Source organism: Haloferax prahovense DSM 18310 (assembly GCF_000336815.1).
GTDB classification, from domain to species: domain Archaea; phylum Halobacteriota; class Halobacteria; order Halobacteriales; family Haloferacaceae; genus Haloferax; species Haloferax prahovense.
Genome location: NZ_AOLG01000012.1, coordinates 136,811 through 157,096, shown reverse-complemented (window position 1 = coordinate 157,096; position 20,286 = coordinate 136,811). Strand labels below are relative to the sequence as shown.

Here is a 20,286-nt window from a genome sequence, read left to right as displayed (position 1 = left end):
CCCGTCGGACGCAACGTGTCCCGAGGAACGGCGGCGGCCGACGCGCCCCGCTCAGGCGACGCGGTCGACGAGCGTCTCGTCGTCGACGACGAGGTTGTACGCCTCTTCGTCGTCGTTCCAGAGCGCGAGGACGTTCTCGAAGACGAGCACGTCGCCGTAGTCGGCGTCGGCCACATCGGCGTTCAGGACGGTCTCGCGCGTGCGGACGGCGTAGTGGTCGACCGCCTCGCTGCCGTCGCCGATTTTGAACACCTGGTTGTTGCCCTCCGAGAGGTCGTGGCTCAGTTTGACCGCGAGGAGGTCGATGCGGTTCGTGACGTGGCGCTCCATCTCGGCCATCTTGGCGAACCGCGCGGGGTTCCCGCGAACGTCGAGGCGGCGCTCGCCGTCAGTCCGGAGGACGCTGTAGGAGTACTGTACGTCCACGTTGACGAAGGTCCCCTCGTCCTCGTCGCCGTCGCGACCCTCGTCGAGGCGGCGCTGGAACCCCGGCACGTCGAGGTCGGGCTTCACGTCGAACGACCAGCCCCGGTCCGAGGGCGCGTAGCCGTCCCAGAGACGGAGCGTCGGCGAGTACACGGTCACGTCGCCGTCGGCGGGCACGACCTCACGTTCGACCTCGCGGAGACCGATGCTCGTGTTTCTGTCCGCCGGCGCGATGGCGACGATTGCGCCGTCGTCGGCGAGGGCGTCGAGGTACTTCTCGACGACCGCGACGGGGTCGTCGAGCTCGCTCAGGACGCTGGCGAAGAGGACGATATCGTACTCGCCGTCGGGGTCGAACGCCTCGGCGGTCTCGCGGTGGACGGTCGTCCGGAAGTTCCGGCGCGTCTCGCCGAGCATCCGGTCGAGCACGTCGGCGGAGGCGCTCGGTTCGACCGCGTGGTAGTCGACGACGGCGTCGTCGGGGAGGTAGTCGTGCAGACCGAGCGCGGGGCCGCCGGTTCCGGCACCCACGTCGAGCACGCGAGGGTTACGGGGGAGTAGGCTCCGTTCAGCGAGGTCCGAGAGGACGTAGCCGACGGCGGCGTAGTAGTCCGGGAGGTGGTAGATCCCGTAGCCGAGCGCGGCGTCCTCGTCGTACTCGACGGGGGTGCCCCGGTAGTAGTCCTCCTTGAGCTGGCGGACGCGCTCCCGGAGGCGGTCGCCGGAGTCGCCGACGTGCCAGTTCGCGCCGTAGCGCCCGATGAGCAGGTCTTCGAGGGCGAAGGAGTAGTCGTCGGGGAAAGCCGCGGGCGACCAGTGCTGAACCGGCGCGGGGTCGTCGTTCGCGGGGACGAACGTGCCGTCGTCGCGCTCGAAGAGGCCGAGGTCGTGGGCCTCCTCGCGGAGCGTCTGTTTCACCACGGCGGGGTGCGGCGCGCCCTCGATGTACTCGGCTATCTCGTCGGGGTCGATGGGGCGGACGTTTCTGAGGTACTTCGCGTTGTCGCGGACGGCGTCTCTGTCTATCATCGGTGGGCTGTGGAGCGAGTCGCCGCCGCCCGCGCGGCGGGAATCGGGCCCGCGGCGGGGCGTCGGCGTCGGTGTCTCCCTTCACTCGTCACTCGATAGGGTCGTGCTTGTCGGTCTGGTCGCGGGTGCGGTCGTCGGCGACGCGGTCGGCTCCCGCGCCGACTCCGGTGTCGCCGCGGGAGACGCGCCGGTAGAGGTCGGCGAACGCCTCGTCGTCGGCCGCGGCGAGCGCGCGGGCCGCGTCGGCGACGCGGTCGGCCCCGCCGCCGAACGAAGATTGGATGTCCGCGTACACGCGCGGGGTGCCGCCGGACACCGAGGCGACGAGTTCGTCGAGCGCGGCGGAAATCGGCGTGGCGAACTCCTCGCGCACGTCGTCGGCGGCGAGCCCGAACGCGAGGACGGCGGCGTGGGCGGCCGCCTGCACCGTCTCCATCGCCGCGTCGTGTTCCTCGGGCGTCGTCTCGAAGACGCGGTTGCCGGCCGCGTCGAGGTCGGCGAGCAGGGCGTCCGTCTTCGGCCCCGATTCGTCGGCGACGGCGGCGACGTTGCCGGGGGCGTTGTGCGGGGCGAAAAGCGGGTGGAGGCTGAGTCGCTCGCGGTCGGGGAGGTGGTCGCGCATCGCCGCCACCGGCGGTTTCATCGCGCCGGTCACGTCGCACATCGCGGCGTCCGCGCGGTGGGCGTTGTCGGCGACGGCGTCGGCCGCGAGTCGCATCGGAACTGCGAGACAGACCACGTCGAACCGCTCGTCGCCGTCCAGCGGGACCGCCCGGCCACCCAGCGCGTCCGCTGCGGCGACCGCGCTCTCGGGGTCCGCGTCGGCGAACGCGAGGTCGGCGCCGACGGTGCGGCCGAACCAGCGTCCCATTGCGCCCGCGCCGACGATGAGCACGTCCATCGGTACGGGTGTGGAGGTGCAGCGGCCAAAAGGGAATCGGTGGCGGCGGGTGTGGCGAGACGCCCACCTGCACCCGACCCGCAAACCACGTTCAACCGACGCCCGGTGTACGAACCATCAAGTGGCCGATGACCGATAGGAAACTATGGCATTCGATGATGTGGATTTCGAGGGTCGGACGGCCTTCATCACGGGAACCAGTCGCGGCATCGGGAAGGCCATCGCGCTCGACTTGGCCGACCGGGGCGCAAACGTCGTCTCCACGGGCAAGACCGTCGACGGGCGCGAGGACCTCCCCGGGACCATCGTCGAGACGACGGAGGAGATACGCGAGCGCGGCGGCGACTCCATCTGGTGTCAACTCGACGTGCGTGACGACGCCTCCGTGCAGACCGCAATCGACGAGACGGTCGACGCCTTCGGCGGCATCGACTTCGTCGTCAACAACGCGGGCGCGATTCACATCGCGGGCTTCGAGGACACGCCGCCGAAGCGGTTCGACCTCCTCATGGACGTGAACGCCCGCGGGGCGTACGCGACGACGCACGCCGCGCTCCCGCACCTCCGCGAGAGCGACCACGCCCACGTGGTCACCTTCTCGCCGCCGATGCCCGCTCGCCCCGCCCCGGGCAAGGTCGCCTACGCGCTCTCGAAGTACGGCATGACGTTCATCGCGCAGTCGCTCGCGGGCGAACTCGACGCCGACGACATCGGCGTGAACGCGCTGTGGCCGGTCTCCGCCATCGAGTCCGAGGCGACGCGACACTTCGGGATGGGCACGCCCGAGGACTGGCGCACCCCGCAGATACTGTGCGACGCAGTCGCCGAGTTGTTCTCGCGCGACCCGACTGACTGCACCGGTAACGCGTTCTACGACGAGGAACTGCTGTCCGAGGCGGGCGTCGACGACCTCTCTTCGTACGCCGTCGTCGAGGGAAGCGAACCGGGACCGATGTCGGCCCAACTGTTCGACCCCGAATACGAACGCTGACCCCGATTATCGGCGCTGAGTCTCGGGAGCGGACGTTTATAACGAATGAACTCGAAACCACTCGCGATGAGTTCATACGTCGTCGCAGCTAGAGAGACAGTCCTCTCGACGCGACGGTTTGTCGAATCGGCAATTAGACTTATCTACTGGTGGAGAATCGCCTAGCCCATGGAGTTCCCTCGCCTCCCGACACGAGATACGAGCGGCCAGAAAGTCGTCCTGCCGGACGACTTAGAGGGTGAACAGACGCTCGTGCTCATCAGTTTCGACCGCCGCCAGCAGTCGCTGGTCGGGTCGTGGCGCGGGTTCGCAAAGGAGTTGTGCGAGACGTACGGACACTTCGAGTACTACGAACTGCTCGTCCTCGGCGGACGGAGCGGGATGATGCCACCGATGTCCGGCGGCGGAATGTCGCCGGGTGCCGCTCGGAGCCGCACCCACGACAACGCGCTCATCGCGCGGGTGGACAAGACCGCGCTCCAGCGCCGTCTCGGACTGCTCGGCGAGGGCAACATCTACGCGCTCTTCATCGAGGACGGGACGGTCGTCCGGCAGGCAGCGGGCGTACTCACGCCCGAGACGGGCGATGCGCTGGAAGACCTGCTAAAACAGTGGCGCGAGGCCAACTCCGGCTGGACCGACGCGCCCGCCGCTTGCGGCTCGACCGGCGACAACGCCCTCGATAGCTGATTTTCTCCGCCGACGTCGATTCGGATTCGGATTCGGATTCGGCGCTCGTTCCGATTCCGCGTTCTCGCGCCGGCTACTCGACGACGAGTTCGACCGGGTACTCAGTCAGGTTCTCGTAGCCGTCTTCGGTGACGACGACGAGGTCTTCGATTCTGACGCCGCCGATTTCGGGGTCGTACAGCCCCGGCTCGATGGTGATGACGTGACCGGGGCGAAGCTCCTCGCCGCTCGGGCTCAGCGACGGGAGTTCGTGCACGTCGAGGCCGACGCCGTGACCCGTGCTGTGGATGAATCCGGTCTCGGCCGAGGGGTCGGCGCGGAGCGTGCTCTCGCCGGCCGCCTCGTACACGTCGCAGACGGCATCGTGTACGTCCTTACCGGTCGCGCCCGGCTCGACGGCGTCGAGAGCGGCCTCGAACGCCTCCTCGGTGAGGTCGAACCACTCGCGTATCTCGGGCGACGGCTCGCCTTTCACGAACGTCCGGGTCATGTCGCCGTTGTACTTCGTCTCCTTGTCGCGCGGGAAGATGTCGATGATGACGGCCTCATCGGCGTGCAGCGGGCCGCTCCCGCGGTCGTGCGGGTCGGCGGCGTCGGCCCCGCAGGCGACGATGGTCTCGTCGAGGGCGCAGCCGTGTCGCAGGAGCGTCACCTCGATTTCCTCCCTGACGCGCTCGCTCGTCAACGGGTCGCCTTCGTAGGTGAGCGTGCCGTCCTCGGCCACGTCGGCGGCGCGGATGAGGCCCTCGGCGGCCCGCATCGCGGCCTCGTTGGCGTCCTGTGCGGCGTGGATGTGCTCGACTTCCTCGTCGGACTTCACCGCGCGGATGTTCGTGAGCACGTCGTCGGCCTCGGCCTCGACTGTGACGCCCTCCTCGCGCAGGGCGTCGGCGGTGCCGAGCGGGAAGTCCGCGGGGACCGCGAGCGACCCGACCCCGTAGTCGGCGAGGAACGCCGCGACCGTCTTCGCCTTCCCGACGACTGCCCCGTGTTCGGCGTGCTTGTCGCGGTAGTCGTAGTCGGAGAGCCGCGAGACGGTGTCGGCGCGGCTCTCTTTCTTCGCGCGGCCGAACTCCAGCGTCGAGACGAGGAGGTGGATTCCCTCCGGCGTGTAGAGCGTCACGTACGGGTCCGGCGCGTCGAACCCAGAGAGGTACAGCTGGTTGGAGTCGCTCCCGTCGGCCGAGATGAGATAGCCGTCGAACTCGTCGCCGAGGAACTCGGCCAGCGGTGAGAAATCGGGTTCCATACTCCGGGGTTCGCCCGGCCGGTAGTAAAGCTCTCGCGTCGCGGTCGGCGGGTTCCGGTATCGACTCCGCGACACGCCTCTTCGGGCGGGAGACGCGCCGCGAATCGGCCGCCGGAACTCGTCGCGCGCGGGGTGCGGCGGAACGCCGCGGCCCGCGGCGCTCATCCCGAACACAGTACGCTCGCCCGCGATATATGTTTGTTGGCAAACAAGAAACCGAGTGACCGCGCCTCCGTCGCCGTCCGGGAGAACGTCGCCGCGTCCGGTACCCTGATACCGGACCCTGCCGACCCCTCGCGTATGGACGCGCACGTCTCCCCGTCTCGGGTCGCCGGACGCACCCGAGCGCCGCCGTCGAAGAGTTACACCCACAGAGCCGTCCTCGCCGCGGGCTACAGCGACGAGGCGGTCGTCCGCGACGCGCTCGTCAGCGCCGACACCAAGGCGACCATGCGCGCGGTCGAGGCCTTCGGTGGGTCGGTCGACCGCGACGGCCAGACGGTCGAGGTCGCCGGCTTCGGCGGTCGCCCGGGCACGCCCGGCGACGTAGTCAACTGCGAGAACTCGGGGACGACGATGCGCCTCGTCACCGGCTGTGCGGCCCTCGGCGACGGTCTGACGGTCCTCACGGGCGACGCCTCGCTCCGGTCGCGCCCCCACGGCCCGCTTCTCGACGCCGTCTTCGACCTCGACGGCCGCGCCGAGAGCACGCGCCGAAACGGGCAGGCCCCGCTCGTCGTCGGCGACGGCATGACCGGCGGCACGGTCGAGATTCCCGGCGACGTGTCCTCGCAGTTCATCACCGCGCTCCTCATGGCCGGCGCGGTCACAGAGGAGGGCATCGACGTCGAACTCACGACCGAACTCAAGTCCTCGCCGTACGTCGATATCACGCTCGAACTCCTCGCCGACTTCGGCGTGGAAGCGACCCGGACCGACGACGGCTTTTCCGTTCCCGGCGGCCAGTCGTACGCCCCCGAGGGCGGCGCGTACAGCGTCCCCGGCGACTTCTCGTCTATCTCCTACCTGCTCGCGGCCGGCGCGGTCGCGGGCGCTGAGGGCGAAGACGTTGTCATCGAGGGCGCGCGCCCGTCCGCACAGGGCGACAGCGCCATCGTCGACATCGTCCGCGACATGGGCGCGACGGTGGACTGGGACGAGGACGCCGGCGAACTGACCGTCTCCGCGGCCGACCTGACCGGCACGACCGTGGACGTGGGCGACACGCCCGACCTGCTCCCGACCATCGCGGTCCTCGGGGCTATCGCCGACGGCGACACGGTCATCGAGAACTGCGAGCACGTCCGGTACAAGGAGACCGACCGCGTGAGCGCGATGGCTGAGGAACTCGCGAAGATGGGCGCGAACGTCACCGAACAACAAGACAGGCTCACGGTTCACGGCGGCGAGACCGACCTCGTCGGCGCGGCGGTCGACGGCCGCGGCGACCACCGCATCGTCATGTCGCTCGCGGTCGCCGGCCTCGTCGCGGACGGCGAGACGACGATTGCGGGCAGCGAGCATGTCGACGTGTCGTTCCCGAACTTCTTCGAGGCGATGTCCGACCTCGGCGCCGAGATGACCGAGAACTGACCGGGGCGCACCGCCCACCTCGGCTGGCCAGAGCGTCACCGAGCCCCCGGCCGACGAAATCTTTTTCGCCCGCCCGGACGCCGACCGTGGTATGTTCGACGCCGACGCGCAGGCGCTCCGCGAGCGACAGTCGGACGGCGACTATCTCCTGCCGGCCTACGACGACTGGTGTTTCTCGCGGATTCCGGGGACCGTCGCCGACCTGCTCGGCGCGGACGTCGGACCGCGGCTCCCCGCCGAAGCCACCGCGGGTTACGACGACGTGTCACGGGTGATCGTCTTCCTCGTCGACGGCTTCGGCCTCGCCCAGTGGGACGGCGAGCGCGATCGGATTCCCTTCCTCCGGGAGTTCGAGCGCGCGGGCCGCGTCACCCCGCTCACCACCGTCTTCCCGTCGGAGACGGCCGCCGCGATGAACACGTTCCACTCGGGAGCGTTGCCGTCGGAGCACGGCGTCGTCGGCTGGAACGTCTACGACCCCGACGCCGACGAGATGTTCGAGGCGCTGCCCTTCCTCCGGAAGGACGGCACCCAGCCGGAGCGAATCGACCGCGCCGACGTGGCCGACTGCGAGAGCGTCTATCCCGACCTCGCCGCCGCGGGCGTCGAGACGCACCACGTGACGCCGTTCCCGTCCGAGGAGACGGTCCCGCACACCTACGACCCGGAGGACCTCTCGACGTTCTCGGACGCCTTCGAGGAGGCGGTCGAGTCGGCTGTGGACCCGTCCTACGTCTTCGCGTACCTCCCGCAGACCGACGCCGTGGCGCACACTGAGGGCGTCGACTCCGAGGCGTACCGCGAGACGGTCGACGAGACCTTCGACCGCGTGGAGAACGCGATAGCGACGCTCGCGGAAGCGACCGACGAAGACGACGCGGGCGAGACGCTCGTCTGTCTCACCGCCGACCACGGCCTCGTCGACACCGACCCCGAGCGCAACCCCGACCTCTCGGAGCCGCCGTTCGACCTCGTCTCCGACCTGCGGACGCTCACGGACGGGACGCCGATTCGGTTCTCGGGGAGCCCGCGGAACGTCCACCTCCATCTGAGAGACGACCGAATCGAACCGGTCTACGACCTGCTCACGACCGAGTTGGACGCGCGGGTGTTCCGGAAGCGCGAGGTGCTGGAGCGGGAACTGTTCGGCCCCGCCCCCTCGCCGACGTTCGAGCGACGACTCGGCGACCTCGTGGTCGTCCACCGGAACCTCGGCGTCTGGTACGGCGACGAGGAGCCGGGGAACCTCGGCTTCGTCGGCATGCACGGCGGACTCCACCCCGACGAGATGCTGATTCCGTTTGCCACGGCGACACTGGACTCACTCCGGTGACTTCGCTTCCTCGGGGCCGTGGCCCGTCACGCCCGTCTCTCGCACGACGGCGTCGACCCACCAGAGCTTGAGGACCATCACGCCGAGCGTACCGAGGAGCGTGCCGACCGGGTTGCGCTGAATCGCCGAGACGAAGGCGTAGAGCGTGACCGGGACGTTGAGGACGTTGAGCACGTTCGGGTAGTCGAGGCCCATCGTCCCGCGCTCGGCGTCGAGCCACTCGCGCTCGGCGAGGACGATTCGGCTGAGGTAGTTGTCCGTGCGCGCGGGCCGCGGGAACAACACCGGGTTGACCGCGGTGAACGCGACGGCGGCGAGAAAGAGCCGGCGGTCCCGTCGGTAGACCGCGTACATCAACACGGGATAGACGAGGATTCGCGTGCCGGCGCTCCACGGGTTGGCGTGGCGCTCCCAGAACGCCGCTTCGAAGCGGCCGCGGAGTCCGGACGCGGCGTCGGAGTCGGAGTCGAGGTCGGAGGCGGCGGGGCCGGTGGGGGGCGTCGGTTCCATACGGCGGATTCGTCGTCGTCGACCATGAACGTGGGGTCGCCGAACCACCGCCCACGATTGCACCTTTCTACAAACACTAAATGGGCGGCCACCCGAGGGGCGGGTAATGAACGGCAACGAATTCGGTCGTCTCTTTCGGATGACCACCTACGGCGAGAGCCACGGCGACGCGATGGGCGTCACGGTGTCCGGCTGTCCCGCCGGCGTGGAGCTCTCGGTCGAAGACGTGCAGCACGAACTGGACCGACGGAAGCCGGGCCAGTCGATGATTACGACGAGCCGCGGCGAACCGGACGCCGTCGTCGTCAACTCCGGCGTGCAGGACGGCTACACGACGGGCACGCCTATCGGGATGGTCGTCCAGAACAAGGACGCCCGCTCGGGCAAGTACGAACCCTACGTGACCGCGCCGCGGCCCTCGCACGGCGACTTCACGTACTCGGCGAAGTTCGGCACGCGCAACTGGGGCGGCGGCGGGCGCTCGTCCGCGCGCGAGACGGTGAACTGGGTCGCCGCCGGCGCGGTGGCGAAGCAGGTCATCGAGCAGAGCGACTACGACATCGAGGTGAAGGCGCACGTGAACCAGATCGGCGACGTGGAAGCGCCGGAGGTCTCCTTCGACGACCTGCGCGAGCACACGGAGGAAAACGACGTGCGCTGTGCGCACCCCGAGACGGCGGCGGAGATGCAGGAACTCATCGAGGAGTACCAGAAGGAAGGCGACTCCATCGGCGGCTCGATTTACTTCGAGGCGCAGGGCGTCCCGCGCGGCCTCGGCGCGCCGCGGTTCGACTCTTTCTCGGCGCGGCTCGGACAGGCGCTCATGTCGGTGCCGGCGGCGACGGCGTTCGAGTTCGGCCTCGGCCGCGAGGCCCGCGAGTGGACCGGCCACGACCGCAACGAGAACTGGGAATTTAGTGAAGAGGGCGACCCCCGACCCGTCGGCAACAAACACGGCGGCATCCAGGGCGGCATCACGACCGGCGAACCGGTGTACGGCGAACTGACGCTCCACGCGCCCACGTCCATCCCGAAGAAACAGCGGACCGTGGACTGGGAGACCGGCGAGGAAAAGGAGATTCAGGTCGTCGGCCGGCACGACCCCGTCCTCCCGCCCCGCGGCGTCCCGGTCGTCGAGGCGATGCTCTACGTGACCATCCTCGACTTCATGCTCCTCGGCGGACGCATCAATCCCGACCGCCTCGACGGACAGGCCGGCGAGTACGACACCCCGTACCACCCGTCGAGTCCCGACAACGAGTAGCGACCCCCGATTCCGAGTTATCGTTCACTCTATTCCGCGGGCGTGATAGCCCGTTCGTCCACTTTCGACGGTGGGAGGGTGAGTCAGTTTAACAATATTAAGTCCTTCATTATCTTTCCTTGTTAATCCATAGCAAAGTCTTTAATCGGACCCTCCCCAACTTTTCAGGTAGCGCCCCAGCGGGGCCGTGAGCTCAACATATGACTGACCACGAACTTATCTGGCGGATCGCAGGGGGTTCCGGTGACGGTATCGCCTCGACGAGCCAGAACTTCGCCAAAGCCCTGATGCGAGCGGGGCTACACGTTTTCACGCATCGCCACTATCCATCGCGCATCCGCGGTGGCCACACGTACACCGAAGTGCGCGTGAGCGCAGACCCCGTCAAGTCTCGCGGCGACGGGTACAACTTCCTCCTCGCGCTCGGTGACTCCTTCGCCCGCAACCCGAGCGAGGGTGCCTACTACGGCAACGAGGAGATCAAGCCGCTCTCGGAGAACCTCGACGAACTCGACGAAGGCGGAGTCATCGTCTACGACTCCGGTCTGCTCGACGCCTCCGAGATCGAGGACTTCGACGAGCGCGTCGAGGAGAACGACTGGCACGTCTACGACATCGACCTGCGCACCATCGCCCGCGAACACGGTCGCGAGGTCATGCGCAACACCGCCGGTGTCGCCGTCACGTGCGCCATCGCCGGCATCGAACCCGACGTCATCAAGAGCCTGATGGCGGACGCGATGCCCGACAAGATTCTCGAACCGAACCTGACCGTCTTCGACGACGCCTACGAGATGGTCCAAGAGGAGTACGACGTCGAGGCTCCCGACGTGTCCGCGCCGACCGGCGAACACGACGAAGAGCAGGTGCTTCTCTCCGGCTCCGACGCCATCGCGTACGGTGCCATCGACGAAGGCTGCCGCTTCATCGCGGGCTACCCGATGACCCCGTGGACGGAAGTCTTCACCATCATGACCCAGAACCTCCCCGAACTCGGCGGCATCTCCGAGCAGGTGGAGGACGAAATCGCCGCGGCCGCGCTGGCAATCGGTGCCTCCCACGCGGGCGTCAAGGCGATGTCTGGCTCTTCCGGTGGCGGCTTCTCGCTCATGTCCGAGCCGCTCGGTCTCGCGGAGATTACCGAGACGCCGCTCGTCCTCGTCGAGGCCATGCGCGCCGGTCCCTCGACGGGCATGCCGACGAAGCCCGAGCAGTCCGACCTCGAACACGTCCTGTACACCTCGCAGGGTGACTCCCACCGCATCGTCTTCGCGCCCGGGACCGCCGCCGAGGCGTACTACCAGACGCGTAAGGCGTTCCAGATCGCCTACGAGTACCAGATTCCGTCCATCGTCCTCTACGACCAGAAGCTCGGGGGCGAACTCTCGAACGTCCCGGCTTCGGTCTTCGACGAGGAGCCCAACGCCGACCTCGGTTCGGTCCTGACGGAAGCGGAACTCGAAGACGCGCCGCACGACGACTCCGGCAAGTACCAGCGCTTCCAGCACGACACCGAAAACGGCGTCTCGCCGCGTTCGCTGCCGGGCCAGAAGGGCGGTCGCTACCTCGCCACGGGTAACGAGCACATGCCCGCGGGTCACATCTCGGAGTCCCCCGAGAACCGCGTCGCGCAGATGAACCGCCGCATGCAGAAGGTCGACAACATCCGCGCCGAACTCGACGCCGACGGCGAGTTCAACACGGTCCACGGCGACGAAGACGCCGACCTCGGCCTCATCACCTTCGGCAGCCAGCAGGGCACCGTCGAAGAGGCCGCCGACGTTCTCAACGAGAAGGGCCACTCGGTCAAGGTCCTCGGCGTCTCCGAGATGATGCCGTTCCCGAAACAGGAGGTCGCGGACTTCCTCGACAGCGTCGACGAGGCGCTCGTCGTCGAGATGACCGCCTCCGCCCAGTTCCGCGGACTCATCTCCAAGGAACTCGGCGGCTACGGCGACCAGATGTCGAGTCTCCTCAAGTACAACGGCAACCCGTTCGAGCCCGCCGACATCGTCGAGGGCTTCGAGACGGCGCTCCTCGAAGGTGAGGAGCTCCCAGACAACCGCACGAAGTTCGTCCCCAAGGTGGGTGAATAAATCATGAGTGCATTCAGCGCAATCGGTGAAGAAACGGAGCAGGACCAAAACGAGTTCACCCCCGGACTCGAACCCCAGCCGACGTGGTGTCCGGGCTGCGGTGACTTCGGTGTCCTCAAGGCGCTCAAGGGCGCGGCGGCCGAACTCGGCCTCTCGCCCGACGAGATGATGGTGACGACCGGTATCGGCTGTTCCGGCAAGCTCAACAGCTACTTCAACAGCTACGGGTTCCACACCATCCACGGCCGCTCGCTGCCCATCGCCCGCGCCGCGAAGCTGGCGAACCCCGGTCTGACCGTGGTCGCCGCCGGCGGCGACGGCGACGGCTACGGCATCGGTGGCAACCACTTCATGCACACCGCTCGTGAGAACCACGACATCACCTACATCGTGTTCAACAACGAGATCTTCGGCCTCACGAAGGGCCAGACCTCGCCCACCTCGCCGATGGGTCACAAGTCGAAGACCCAACCCCACGGCTCGGCCAAGACGCCGCTCCGCCCGCTCTCGATGTCCCTGAACTCCGGGGCGTCGTACGTCGCGCGGACGGCCGCCGTCAACCCGAACCAGGCGAAGGACATCATCGTGGAAGCCATCCAGCACGACGGCTTCTCCCACGTCGACTTCCTCACGCAGTGTCCGACGTGGAACAAGGACGCCCGTCAGTACGTCCCGTACATCGACATCAACGACTCCGACGACTACGAGTTCGACAACACGAACCGCTCGGAGGCCTCGGAGATGATGTTCGAGACGGAGAACGCCCTCCACGAGGGCACCGTCCTCACCGGCCGGTACTACGTCGACGAAGACCGCCCGTCCTACCAGCAGGAGAAACAGCGCATCGGCGAGATGCCCGAAGAGCCGCTCGCGGAGCGCTACTTCGACGACTCCTACGAGTGGGAGCGGACGTTCGACAACTTCCTCGACAAGCACAAGTAACGCCGACGACGAGGTAGTCGGCGCTCGGTTCACGGCCGGCGGCCGCGCCGGTTCGATGTGACCGAGAACCCTTTTCGGATTCGCAAGATATTTTTCTCCCGTCGGAAAACCAACGGGCATGGAAACCACGTCCACGGAAGGACGCATCCTCGCGGTCTTGGAGGAAGACGCGAAGGCGTCGTATGCCCAGATCGCAGACAGGGCGGACGTGTCGAAGCCGACGGTTCGGAAGTACATCCGAAAGCTCGAAGACGACGGCGTCATCATCGGTTACTCGGCCGACATCGACCCGAAGAAACTCGCCGGGCAGTCTATCGCCATGGTCGGCATCGACGCGACGAGCGAGCGCTACGTCGAGGTCACGCGCATCCTCAAGGAACTCGACTCGGTGGAGGCGCTGTACACGTCCTGTCTCTTATACACNGTCATCTCCGACGAGATTCTGTCTATCGACGGCGTCACGGCCGCACACCCGTCGTTCCTACAGGAGCGACTGAAGTAACGCGGCCGATCTCGCCCGCCGCGACCGACCCGCCGCGTCCTTCCCCTTCGCTTTACTTTCGCCGCGCTATCTGAAGCTTCAGGTGCGTTGCGCCCGTCACCTCGACCATGGCGGAGGAGACGCTGCCGGGCACGACCGCCGACGACGCCCCCGACAGCATCGTCCTTCACGTCGACATGGACTGTTTTTACGCCGCCTGCGAGCGCCTCCGCGAACCCGAACTCGAAGGTGAGCCGGTGGTCGTCGGCATGGGCTACGAACCCGGCGAGGGCCACGGCGCGGTCGCCACGGCGAGCTACGAGGCCCGCGAGTTCGGCGTCGAGAGCGCCCAGCCGATTTCGACCGCGCTCGAACGCCTCCCGCGAACCGAGGGCCTCGGCCCCGACGACGACCCCGCGGCGGCGGGCCACTACCGCACCGTCGACCTCGAGTTCTACAAGGAGGTCGCCGCCGACGTGAAGGCGATTCTCCACGACTGCGCCGACGTGGTCCGCGAGGTGAGCATCGACGAGGCCTACCTCGACGTGACCGACCGGACTGCGTGGGACCTCGCGGCCTCGGGCGACCGGACGCTGGCGGAGGGCTTCGCCCGCTACGTGAAACAGCGCATCGCCCGCGAGGTCGGCGTCGCGGCCTCTATCGGCGTCGCGCCGAACATGTCGACCGCGAAAATCGCCTCCGACTTCGACAAGCCCGACGGGCTGGTCGTCGTCCGTCCCGGCGAGGTTCGGTCCTTTCTCGCACCCATCCCGGTCGAGGAGGTCCACGGCGTCGGCCCCGTGACGGCCCGAAAGCTCGGCTCGCTCGGCGTCGAGACGGCGGGCGACCTCGCCGAGGCCGACGCCTCGGTCCTCGAAGCCGAGTTCGGCTCCCGCGGCCGCGAACTCCACGAGCGAGCCCGCGGCTACGACGACCGGACGGTCACGCCGACGGGCCGACCCAAGAGCCTCTCGCGGGAGTCTGCGTTCACCGAGCCGACCGACGACATCGAGGACAAGCGGGAGGTCGTTCGCGCCCTCGCGGCCGACGTGGCCGACCGCGCGAACTCCCGCGGGGCGATGTACCGGACCATCGGCATCAAGGTGGTCGTCCCGCCGTTCGACATCAACACGCGGGCGACGTCGCTTTCCGGGCCCGTGGACGACCCAGAACTCGTCGAATCGGTCGCGCTCGACTTACTCGACGCCGAGTTCGAAGAGACGACCGTCCGAAAGCTCGGCGTCCGCGTCTCGAAGCTCTCGTTCGCGGACGCCGACCAGTCGAGCCTCGACGGGTGGGAGTCGACCGGGTCCGGCGGCGACGACATTTCAGACGACCGCGTCGGCGACGACACCAGCGACGACGCCGGCGACGACGAGCCCCCGAACGCCGGCGGTGGAACCCGCTCGCACGAGGGCCAGTCGTCGCTCGTCGAGTTCGACTGACGCCGCGGGACCGACGGGGCGAGGGGGAGGAACTATGGCCTCCGAGGGAGTCGACCAAACCGGATGACGGATTCGGACACGGAAACCATCTCGGTCGCCGAGATCAGCGACGGTCCAGGGGGAGAGGGAGCCGAAGAGCCGGGGACGACGGTCGACCTGCCGGTGGTCGACATCCTCACCGGTCGGGGGTTCGTCACCGGCAAGTCCGGGTCGGGCAAGTCGAACACGGCGTCGGTCATCATCGAGAACCTGCTGTCGGCCAACTTCCCGGTGCTCATCGTCGACACGGACGGCGAGTACTACGGCCTCAAACAGGAGTTCGAACTGCTCCACGCCGGGGCCGACGAGGAGTGCGACATCCAGGTGAGCCCCGAGCACGCGGAGCGACTCGCCACGCTCGCGCTCGAACAGAACGTTCCTATCATCCTCGACGTGTCCGGCTACCTCGACGACGCGGCCTCCGACGAACTGGTGACGGAGGTCGCGAAACACCTCTTTGCGAAGGAGAAGAAGCTCAAGAAGCCGTTTTTGATGCTCATCGAGGAGTGCCACGAGTACATCCCCGAGAAGGGCGGGATGGACGAGGCGGGCAAGATGCTCATCAAAATCGGAAAGCGCGGCCGCAAACACGGCCTCGGGGTCGTCGGCATCTCCCAGCGCCCCGCCGACGTCAAAAAGGACTTCATCACCCAGTGCGACTGGCTCGTCTGGCACCGCCTCACGTGGCGCAACGACACCAAGGTCGTCGGGCGAATCCTCGGGTCGGAGTACGCCGACGCCATCGAGGACATGGGCAACGGCGAGGGATTCCTCGTCACCGACTGGTCCGAGTCGATTCGGCGCGTGCAGTTCCACAAGAAGCAGACGTTCGACGCGGGCGCGACGCCGGGCCTCGACGACTTCGAGCGCCCGGACCTGAAGTCCGTCGACGGCGACCTCGTCTCCGACCTCAAGGAGATTTCCGACGAGAAGGCAAGACAGGAGAGCCGCATCGCCGACCTCAGACAGGAGATAGACAAGAAGGACGCGAAGATTCGACAGCTCGAACGGGAGCTAGAGGAGGCGCGAGACCTCTCGCGGATGGCCGACCAGTTCGCGCAGGCGATGTTCCAGAAGGCGGAGTCGCCCTACCGCGGCGGCGACGGTCGCAACCTCAACCGCCCCACCGAAAAGCAGGCCGCGCTCGGCGAGTACAACGAGGCCACCGATGGTGACGTGGCGAACGCGGCAGCCGACGCCGCCGCTGAGGGTGGCGACGGGATCGAGAACACCGGCGACACACCGCCCCGACGACCGCTCGAAGCTCCGTCCGGGCCGCCGTGGCCGACGCACGGACTGCTCTCCGAGAGCGACGAGGCGGGGGCTGACGGCGCCGATGGCACGGGCGACGCGGCCCCTGCGGCCGCGCCGGCCGACGACGAGTCGTGGATGGCGGCCGCCGAGATGGGCGACTTCGAGCCAGCGGAACTCCACCCCGCGCCGGGTGCCGAGAGCCGCCGCGACGTGGTCGACCGCATGACGGCCATCGTGAACGCGCTGGGCGACGTCCACCACGGAATGCTCGCGCACTACCGCGAGCGCGGCATCTCCGACCCGTTGGCGGCCCACGTCGCCGCGGGCGAGACCGGCGACCAGCACCTCGCCTACGGCCGGAACCGCTCGCTCCGTCGGGCGGGCTTCATCCGCCACGCCGGCCGCGGGAAGTACGAGTACGCGCTGCCGGACCTCGTGAGCGACGAGTACGCGGACCTCTTGGGCGACGACGAACTCCGGGAGACGGTCGCGGCTATCGAGGCGTCGTTCGTCGAAGAAGAAGGCGACGGCGAGTAGACGTCGAGACGCGGGCCGTCGGTCGGAAGGAGAATTTTGGCGCGCTTACAGGCCGGAGACGAGGTCTTCGAGCGCCGCGCGCGGGTCGTCGGCCTTGGCGACGCCGGAGGCGAGGAGGATGCCGGACGCGCCGAGTTCCTCAGCGGTCACCACGTCGTCGCCGGTCGAGATGCCCGCGCCGCAGTAGACAGCAACGTCGTCATCCACGTTGGCCGCGGCGTCGACGGCGTCGGTGACGATGCCGGGGTCGGCGGTCGCGACGGAGACGTCGCCGCCGATGAGTTCCGGCGGCTCGACGGCGACCGAGTCGGGGCCCAGCGCGGCGACCGCGCCGATTTGGGCGGGGTTGTTGGCGCAGACGCAGGTTTCGAGGTCCGCTCGCTCGGCGGCCTGTACGGAGCCGTCGATGTCGGCGAGCTTCAGGCGCTTTTCGGAGTGGTTGATGAGCGTGCCGACCGCGCCGGCCTCGGCGACGGCCTCGGCGAGGGTGCTGCCGGTGTGGCTGCCGTGGCCGTTCGGGTCGACGTGCTGGGCCCACGTCTCGACGCCGGTGTCGGCGACGCGGGAGATGTCGGCCGCCTGTGGGGAGACGGCGATGCGGACGCCGGACTCCTCGGCCACGTCGCGCGCGGCGGTGGCGACTTCGATCGGGTCACACGGGTACGCTTTGAGGTTGACTAGGATGAACACAGTCGAAGTCGCGTCCGGCGAGACTAATAAATTGGTTTTCGGGGCCGCGATTGCCACGAGACGGCGTCTCGCGGGCGGAAAATCGTGATAAACGGTGCGGAGAAACCGACCGCGTCGTTTCCGCGATGGGTCGTCGGCGTCGGTCGCCGGCTCGCGTCAGTCTTTGCGCTTGACCACGTCGCCGAGGGTGGTCGTCGTGGAGCCGCCGCCGGACCACTCGGAGTCGTCGTCGCTCTCGCCTTCGACCAGCGAGATGTCGAGCTTGCGCTCGATTTTCTTCCGGACGGAGTCCGGCGGCATGATGTCGCCGCGTTCGAGCTTGCGGATGAGGCTCGCCTTCTCGTTGAGCGACTGGGCGAGTTCCTCTTGGCTCATTCCGCGGGACTCCCGCGCCTGCCGGATGCGGTCGTCGTAGTCGGTCGCGATTTCGTCCATGTCGTCGAACATGTCGCGGCGGCGGCGCTTCGACGACGAGGAGGAAGACGACCCCGAGGAGCGAGAGGAGTTCGAGCCCGACGAGGAGGACGTGGAGTACTTCGTGCTCGCGCTGGAAGTCGACTCGGTGCGGACCTCCGTGCCGAACTCGGCGCAGTCGTCACACAGCTGCAGTTCTGCGCCTTCGACCTTCACAGTCTTCAGAGAGGCTTGGTCGGAGCCGCACATCTCGCACTGAGGCATACACTCACGTACCCGCCCGCCGCGTATAAAAGGCACGCCACCGGTCACTAACCCGACGCGCCCGAGGCGCAACTGACGCGACCGAAACGCGACCGTCCGCGTCACTCGCGCCCGATGCGCGCTCGAATCTGGCGACGGACGGGTCGCGTGACGACGCGGTGGCCTCGCCGATAGACGACGACGTACGAGACCGGCAGGAGCGCGACGAACGCGACGATGAGCCAGCGACCCTGCGTGAACGGGTCGGGCGGGAGCGTGAACGCGCCGGCGACGTACGAGGCGACACCGGCGAGCATCACGGCGAGCGCGGCGCGTTCGGTCCTCGACGGCGGTCGCCGCCTCGACGACCCGCTGACGAAAAACAACAGGTACGCGACCAGTCCGACCGGAACGAAGGCGACGAGCGCCCCGAGGAGGTTCGGGAACCCGTGGCCGCGGGCGGCGGCGTTCTGCGAGACCCAAAGCGACGTGGCGACGAGGACGACGACCGGGACGAAAAACAGCGTCGCCTCCGCGGGCGACGGAACGATGGAGGGCACGAATCGTCGTCGTTCGTGTCACCACATAGTAGTTTTGGCGAGGTTCTGGGACAGTCAGCACCGCGCCTCGTCCGCCAGCGGAAGCGCCAGTTGGACGGTGCTCCACCCGTCGCGTCGGTCGTAGTCGACTCGGCCGCCCGCGGACTCGACAACCCATTTGACGACCCACAGCCCCAGCCCCGAGCCGTGGCTGAGTTGCGTGATGTCCTCGTCGCCGAAGACGGCGGCCCACTCGATTTCGGGGATACCGTCGCCGTCGTCGCTGATGCGGAGGGTCGCGTCGTTCTCGCACGCCGCCGCCTCGATGCGGACCGTCACGTCCTCGGGGGTGTGTTCCAGCGCGTTCTCCACGACGTTGGCGAGCGCCTGCGCGAGTTTCGGCCCGACGGAGACCGGGAGCGACGGGGGAAGGTCGAGGTCGAACGTCGCCGCGGGGTATCGGGTTCGCCGCGACTCGACGACGGCGCGGACCGTCGCGGTCGCGTCGACCACCTCGTCGGGTCGTTGGTCGTCGAGGACGGCGGCGGCGGTTCGTGCCTTCTCGCTGACCCGCAGGAGCGTTTTGGTGTGCTCGGCGATTCGCGCGGCCGCGTGGTCGACGCGCGAGTCCGCCGTCGCCTCGCGTATCTCCTCGGCCATGCCGAGGACGACGTTCATCTCGTTTCGGAGGTTGTGCCGGAGGACGCGCTGGAGCACCTGTAAGTGCTCTCTGGCACGGCGCTGACCGGTGATGTCCGAATAGATGGAAAAGCCGTACCGCCTTCCGTCGCCGCGGCTGTAGGGGATGCCGCGATAGAGGAACTCCCGTCTCCCCCACGCGGTCTGGCGGGTGACGATGGCGTGGTTGGCCTTCCCGTCGGCGGTCCGTTGGTCGAAGTCGACCGCCTCGTCGTCGGCGTTCGGCGGGACGATGAAGTCGTTGAGCGACTCGCCGCGCACCTCGGCCGCACCGTAGCCGAAGACGGCCTCGAACCCCGGATTGACCGTCCGGATAATCGGTTCGACGCCGACGATTTCGAACTCGATGACCGCGTCGTCGACGAGGTCGAACAGGTGGTCGAACCGGTCGCGCTCTGTGTGCAGTCGCGCGGCCGCCGGCTCCGGCAGTTCGCGACAGACCGCGCCGACGACCCGGCCCGCGCCGGTGGCGTCCGAGTCGCCGTCGCGGTCGGCGTCTCCGCTTCCGTCACCGGCTCCGCTTCCGTCACCGGCTCCGCCACTGCCGACTTCGACACCGGGGGACGGGGCGAACTCGATTGCGACCGCGACGGCTCCGGCTGCCCCGCCGCCGACTCCCGAGAGCCGACAGTGGCACCGACGGCTCTCCCACCCGCTCGCCGCTCGCACGGCGGCAGCGGCCTCGCGAACCTCCGGCCAGTCCCCGTCGGCGAGGAGGTCCGAAAACGGTCGCCCGCGGAGCGCCGCGGTGTCCGTCCCGAGGTGTGCCGCGAATTTCTCTCCCGCGTGGACGACGACGCCCGACGCGTCGAGGACGAACATCACTCGGCGAGGGCCGAGCACCGCGGGCGCTCACTCTCGGTGCGAGAAAACAGATATCGTGGGGCCCGGTGGCGAAATTGCGCGAGTATGTGAGTGTGT

At 68.1% G+C, this 20,286-nt stretch carries 18 protein-coding genes; 10 read left to right on the top strand and 8 right to left on the bottom strand.

Going from position 1 to position 20,286, the window contains the following annotated elements; genetic code table 11:
• Nucleotides 1-51: 51 nt before the first annotated feature.
• Nucleotides 52-1,455: a small ribosomal subunit Rsm22 family protein gene (locus tag C457_RS06715; protein ID WP_008093075.1), complete on the bottom strand. Its 1,404-nt coding sequence runs from the start codon at nt 1,453-1,455 to the stop codon at nt 52-54.
• Between the two features lie 88 nt (nt 1,456-1,543).
• Nucleotides 1,544-2,356 carry a prephenate dehydrogenase/arogenate dehydrogenase family protein gene (locus tag C457_RS06710; RefSeq protein ID WP_008093074.1) on the bottom strand — a complete coding sequence of 271 codons (813 nt, stop codon included), beginning with the start codon at nt 2,354-2,356 and terminating at the stop codon, nt 1,544-1,546.
• Between the two features lie 145 nt (nt 2,357-2,501).
• Between C457_RS06710 and C457_RS06705 the strand changes: the two genes are divergently transcribed.
• Together C457_RS06705 and C457_RS06700 are read left to right on the top strand one after the other, a co-directional pair.
• Nucleotides 2,502-3,347 carry an SDR family oxidoreductase gene (locus C457_RS06705; RefSeq protein ID WP_049913418.1) on the top strand — a complete coding sequence of 282 codons (846 nt, stop codon included), beginning with the start codon at nt 2,502-2,504 and terminating at the stop codon, nt 3,345-3,347.
• Between the two features lie 168 nt (nt 3,348-3,515).
• Nucleotides 3,516-4,037 (top strand): hypothetical protein, encoded by a 522-nt coding sequence (locus tag C457_RS06700; RefSeq protein WP_008093070.1) that lies wholly within the window; start codon nt 3,516-3,518, stop codon nt 4,035-4,037.
• 73 nt (nt 4,038-4,110) lie between these two features.
• Here the strand turns inward: C457_RS06700 and C457_RS06695 are convergent, their stop codons facing one another.
• The gene (locus tag C457_RS06695; protein WP_008093067.1) at nt 4,111-5,286 is read right to left on the bottom strand and encodes a M24 family metallopeptidase; all 1,176 of its coding nucleotides are present in this window, start codon (nt 5,284-5,286) and stop codon (nt 4,111-4,113) included.
• Nucleotides 5,287-5,586: 300 nt separating this feature from the next.
• Here C457_RS06695 and aroA point away from each other — a divergent pair, with 300 nt between their 5' ends.
• Entirely contained in the window at nt 5,587-6,879 is a 1,293-nt protein-coding gene (aroA, locus tag C457_RS06690; protein WP_008093066.1) for a 3-phosphoshikimate 1-carboxyvinyltransferase, read from the top strand.
• A gap of 91 nt (nt 6,880-6,970) precedes the next feature.
• A complete protein-coding gene (locus C457_RS06685; protein ID WP_008093063.1) occupies nt 6,971-8,212 on the top strand; it encodes an alkaline phosphatase family protein in 1,242 nt (413 codons plus the stop codon).
• Here C457_RS06685 and C457_RS06680 read toward each other — a convergent pair.
• Nucleotides 8,201-8,722, bottom strand: coding sequence for a DUF6653 family protein (locus C457_RS06680; protein WP_008093061.1), 522 nt, complete (start codon nt 8,720-8,722; stop codon nt 8,201-8,203). The two genes, C457_RS06685 and C457_RS06680, sit on opposite strands and share 12 nt — an antisense overlap.
• A gap of 106 nt (nt 8,723-8,828) precedes the next feature.
• On the opposite strand from C457_RS06680, the gene aroC reads away from it, so the two are divergent.
• From aroC to C457_RS06650, 6 genes are all read left to right on the top strand, one after another.
• Nucleotides 8,829-9,986, top strand: coding sequence for a chorismate synthase (gene aroC, locus C457_RS06675; protein WP_008093059.1), 1,158 nt, complete (start codon nt 8,829-8,831; stop codon nt 9,984-9,986).
• A 200-nt stretch (nt 9,987-10,186) separates the two neighbouring features.
• Nucleotides 10,187-12,082, top strand: coding sequence for a 2-oxoacid:acceptor oxidoreductase subunit alpha (locus C457_RS06670; protein WP_049913417.1), 1,896 nt, complete (start codon nt 10,187-10,189; stop codon nt 12,080-12,082).
• Nucleotides 12,083-12,085: 3 nt separating this feature from the next.
• Nucleotides 12,086-13,024 (top strand): thiamine pyrophosphate-dependent enzyme, encoded by a 939-nt coding sequence (locus tag C457_RS06665; protein ID WP_008093056.1) that lies wholly within the window; start codon nt 12,086-12,088, stop codon nt 13,022-13,024.
• Nucleotides 13,025-13,142: 118 nt separating this feature from the next.
• Nucleotides 13,143-13,526 (top strand): Lrp/AsnC family transcriptional regulator, encoded by a 384-nt coding sequence (locus C457_RS06660; RefSeq protein ID WP_008093053.1) that lies wholly within the window; start codon nt 13,143-13,145, stop codon nt 13,524-13,526.
• Between the two features lie 107 nt (nt 13,527-13,633).
• On the top strand, nt 13,634-14,950 hold the full coding sequence (gene dinB, locus C457_RS06655; protein WP_008093051.1) for a DNA polymerase IV: 1,317 nt from the start codon (nt 13,634-13,636) through the stop codon (nt 14,948-14,950).
• 63 nt (nt 14,951-15,013) lie between these two features.
• Complete coding sequence (locus C457_RS06650) at nt 15,014-16,780, top strand: helicase HerA domain-containing protein (RefSeq protein ID WP_008093050.1); 1,767 nt, start codon at nt 15,014-15,016, stop codon at nt 16,778-16,780.
• A gap of 45 nt (nt 16,781-16,825) precedes the next feature.
• Here C457_RS06650 and tpiA read toward each other — a convergent pair whose 3' ends face one another.
• The 4 genes from tpiA to C457_RS06625 all read right to left on the bottom strand — a co-directional run bounded on the left by tpiA (nt 16,826) and on the right by C457_RS06625 (nt 20,187).
• The gene (gene tpiA / locus C457_RS06645; protein ID WP_008093049.1) at nt 16,826-17,470 is read right to left on the bottom strand and encodes a triose-phosphate isomerase; all 645 of its coding nucleotides are present in this window, start codon (nt 17,468-17,470) and stop codon (nt 16,826-16,828) included.
• A 156-nt stretch (nt 17,471-17,626) separates the two neighbouring features.
• Entirely contained in the window at nt 17,627-18,148 is a 522-nt protein-coding gene (locus C457_RS19445) for a multiprotein bridging factor aMBF1 (protein WP_081909201.1), read from the bottom strand.
• A 101-nt stretch (nt 18,149-18,249) separates the two neighbouring features.
• On the bottom strand, nt 18,250-18,687 hold the full coding sequence (locus tag C457_RS06630) for a hypothetical protein (protein ID WP_008093047.1): 438 nt from the start codon (nt 18,685-18,687) through the stop codon (nt 18,250-18,252).
• Nucleotides 18,688-18,741: 54 nt separating this feature from the next.
• Nucleotides 18,742-20,187, bottom strand: a complete 1,446-nt coding sequence (locus C457_RS06625) for a PAS domain-containing sensor histidine kinase (protein ID WP_008093046.1) — start codon at nt 20,185-20,187, stop codon at nt 18,742-18,744.
• Between the last annotated feature and the right edge of the window lie 99 nt (nt 20,188-20,286).

Bases quoted from the DNA above. Each gene is read 5' to 3' on its own strand.
- C457_RS06715 (WP_008093075.1), bottom strand. From the start codon at position 1,455: ATGATAGACAGAGACGCCGTCCGCGACAACGCGAAGTACCTCAGAAAC.
- C457_RS06710 (WP_008093074.1), bottom strand. From the start codon at position 2,356: ATGGACGTGCTCATCGTCGGCGCGGGCGCAATGGGACGCTGGTTCGGC.
- C457_RS06705 (WP_049913418.1), top strand. From the start codon at position 2,502: ATGGCATTCGATGATGTGGATTTCGAGGGTCGGACGGCCTTCATCACG.
- C457_RS06700 (WP_008093070.1), top strand. From the start codon at position 3,516: ATGGAGTTCCCTCGCCTCCCGACACGAGATACGAGCGGCCAGAAAGTC.
- C457_RS06695 (WP_008093067.1), bottom strand. From the start codon at position 5,286: ATGGAACCCGATTTCTCACCGCTGGCCGAGTTCCTCGGCGACGAGTTC.
- aroA (WP_008093066.1), top strand. From the start codon at position 5,587: ATGGACGCGCACGTCTCCCCGTCTCGGGTCGCCGGACGCACCCGAGCG.
- C457_RS06685 (WP_008093063.1), top strand. From the start codon at position 6,971: ATGTTCGACGCCGACGCGCAGGCGCTCCGCGAGCGACAGTCGGACGGC.
- C457_RS06680 (WP_008093061.1), bottom strand. From the start codon at position 8,722: ATGGAACCGACGCCCCCCACCGGCCCCGCCGCCTCCGACCTCGACTCC.
- aroC (WP_008093059.1), top strand. From the start codon at position 8,829: ATGAACGGCAACGAATTCGGTCGTCTCTTTCGGATGACCACCTACGGC.
- C457_RS06670 (WP_049913417.1), top strand. From the start codon at position 10,187: ATGACTGACCACGAACTTATCTGGCGGATCGCAGGGGGTTCCGGTGAC.
- C457_RS06665 (WP_008093056.1), top strand. From the start codon at position 12,086: ATGAGTGCATTCAGCGCAATCGGTGAAGAAACGGAGCAGGACCAAAAC.
- dinB (WP_008093051.1), top strand. From the start codon at position 13,634: ATGGCGGAGGAGACGCTGCCGGGCACGACCGCCGACGACGCCCCCGAC.
- C457_RS06650 (WP_008093050.1), top strand. From the start codon at position 15,014: ATGACGGATTCGGACACGGAAACCATCTCGGTCGCCGAGATCAGCGAC.
- C457_RS19445 (WP_081909201.1), bottom strand. From the start codon at position 18,148: ATGCCTCAGTGCGAGATGTGCGGCTCCGACCAAGCCTCTCTGAAGACT.
- C457_RS06625 (WP_008093046.1), bottom strand. From the start codon at position 20,187: ATGTTCGTCCTCGACGCGTCGGGCGTCGTCGTCCACGCGGGAGAGAAA.